This is a genomic window from uncultured Caulobacter sp. (genome assembly GCF_937900395.1).
Taxonomy (GTDB): Bacteria; Pseudomonadota; Alphaproteobacteria; order Caulobacterales; family Caulobacteraceae; genus Caulobacter.
This window is the reverse complement of sequence record NZ_CALCDX010000078.1, coordinates 1-2,415: the sequence shown is the minus strand read 5'-3', so window position 1 is coordinate 2,415 and position 2,415 is coordinate 1. Positions and strand designations below refer to the sequence as shown.

Annotated in this window: 2 protein-coding genes; both read left to right on the top strand. The window is 70.4% G+C overall.

From position 1 onward, the window contains the following. The coding region (locus Q0379_RS06865) for an FtsX-like permease family protein (RefSeq protein WP_299006140.1) at positions 1 to 1,400 on the top strand (1,400 nt) is incomplete at its 5' end. 160 nt (positions 1,401 to 1,560) lie between these two features. After that, the gene (locus Q0379_RS06860; RefSeq protein ID WP_299006137.1) at positions 1,561 to 2,229 is read left to right on the top strand and encodes a hemerythrin domain-containing protein; all 669 of its coding nucleotides are present in this window, start codon (positions 1,561 to 1,563) and stop codon (positions 2,227 to 2,229) included. The last annotated feature ends 186 nt before the right edge of the window (positions 2,230 to 2,415 follow it).

The following is a 2,415-nucleotide window of genomic DNA, read 5'->3' as shown; positions in this document are numbered from 1 at the left end:
CGAGAGCGCGGGCGACGCCGCCCTCGGCCCTGTTCCGCCGCGCGCCCAAGGCCCGGTTGCCGCTGGGTCTGGAGACGGCCGGCGCGGTTGTCGCGGGCCTCGGCCTCGCCGCGCTGGCCGTCGCCACCGCGCCCACCCCGATGGCTGCGGCGATCATGATCGCGGGCGTCGCGGTCGCCTTCGGACTGCTGGCGGCGCTGGGACGCGGCGCGGCGTTCCTGTCGGGGCGACTGCGCGGTCTGGCGCGAGGCCCGGTCAAGCTGGGGCTCGCCAATCTGGCCGGACCAGGCTCGGCCGCGCATACCGCCAGCCCAGCCATTGGTCTGGGCGTGGCCCTGCTCGCTTGCGTCGTGCTGATCCAGTCGGCGCTGCTGGCCCAGGTCAGCGACGTGGCCCCGCGCACCGCCCCGGCCATGGTCTTCACGGAAATCCCCGCCGACCGCGCCGAGGCGTTCGACGCCGTCGTCGCCGGCGTCATGGGACCGACCAGTCCCGAGACCTATCTGCGCATGCCCTTCGCCACGGGGCGCATCGTCGCCGTGAAGGGCAAGCCTGTCGACCCGCAGGCCGTCAAACCCTCCCAGCGCTGGGCCTTCGACAATGACATCACCCTCTCGCTGCTCGCCAAGGAGCCGAAGAACGCCGGTGTCGTCGCCGGCCGGTGGTGGCGCGCGGACTATGTCGGCCCGCCTCAGGTCGCGATGAACGTCGAGGTCGCGCAGGCCGCGAACCTGAAGGTCGGCGACACGATCACGGTCCTGATCCTGGGTCGCGAGATCGAGGCGCGCATCGCCGTGCTCCGCAAGGTCGACTTCGGCGGTTTCGGGCCCAACTTCTCGCTGATCTTCGATCCCGCGACGCTGGACGGCGCCGACCTGCGCAGCGTCGCGATCGCGCGCCTGGGCCGAGAGCAAGAGGCGATCCTGACCCGAAAGCTCGGCGAGCAGTTTCCGGGCGTCAACGTGATCAGCGTCCGCGAGCAGCTCGACGCCGCCGCGTCGCTGTTCGACCGGCTGGCGCTGGCGGTGCGCGGCGCGGCGGCGGTCGCCGGCTTGGCCGGCCTGCTGGTCCTGGCGGGGGCGATCGCCGCCGGCGCGCGGGCGCGAGCGCGAGAGGCCGCCACGCTGAAGGTTCTCGGCGCCACCCGGTCGCAGATCCTGATCGCCTACGTCGTCGAATACGGCGCGGTCGGCCTGATCGCCGGATCAGTCGGCGTCCTGCTCGGCTTCGCCGCCGCCTGGCCCGTCGTGGTCAAGGTGTTCGAGGCCCGTTGGAGCGTGGACTGGAGCGGCGTCCTGCTGCTGCTCGCCGGCGCCACCTCGCTGACGACCCTCGGCGGGCTGATCGCCGCGAGCCTGGCGCTGTCGCAGCGGCCCGCGCCCGTCCTGCGGGGCGACTAGGACCAAGCTTTCACACCCACAGGCTTGAGGTTGGCGTGAGGCCCCAGGCGCCGTCGCAGCGCGAGGGCGCCTGGTACGGGAATATCAAAGGACATCGCCGGCGGCCGCTCGCCAGCGCCGCGGATTGACTCAAGGACGGCGACAAGGCGGAGGCTTGACTATGTCCCTGATCGATAAGGTTATCGGAGCCATTACCCCGCCCGAGACAGACGAGGTGCGAGCCGAGGCGACCGAGAGGGCGCGGGCCGCCAGCAACTCGGGCGACTGGCTGGACTTGGCGCTGGATCATCACGAACAGATCCGCTCGGCGTTCGAAAGGGCGCGCGCCGCGAGCACGTCCGAAGACCGCGTGGCCGCTCTGCGCGCGCTCGCCACCGTGCTGAACGGCCATGCCCAGGCCGAAGAGGTCGTCCTCTATCCCGCGCTCGCCAAGGCTGGCGAGAAGGTCCACGCGGGTCTCGCCTATACCGAACAGAGCACGGCCAAGATGCAGATGGCCGAACTGGAGCGCATAGAGCCCGCCGACGAAGCCTGGCTCGACAAGCTGGAACATATCCGCGGCGCGGTGCTGCACCACATGTTCGAGGAAGAAGGAACGTGGTTCCTGGAGCTGAAGGCCAAGGCTCCGGAACAGGATTTCCTCACCCGCCGCTTTTCCGAAGAGTACGACCGCTATGTCCTGGGGGTGGCGACGCCGCCGGCCGAAACCCGCTCGTTCGCCTCGTCGGTTGACGATGACCTTGAGGTGGTCGGACGCAACGACGCGGGCCCTCTTCAGACCGGCGGTGGCGAGGCGGAAGAACAGGCGGGGCTGGCGCCGAAGCCGTGATGGGCCGATAGCCGGGGCATTACCCTGTTTTCTTACGAAGGATTTCCGCCACGGCTTGTGCGTTTGCGCCGAGGACGACGTGGAGGAGGTTGTCGGCGAGCTGGACGCATCCGCGAGCGCCGGCCTTAGCGAGGGCGGGTTGGTCGAGCTTGGCGGGGTTGTCGAGGACGAGGCGCAGGCGGCTGG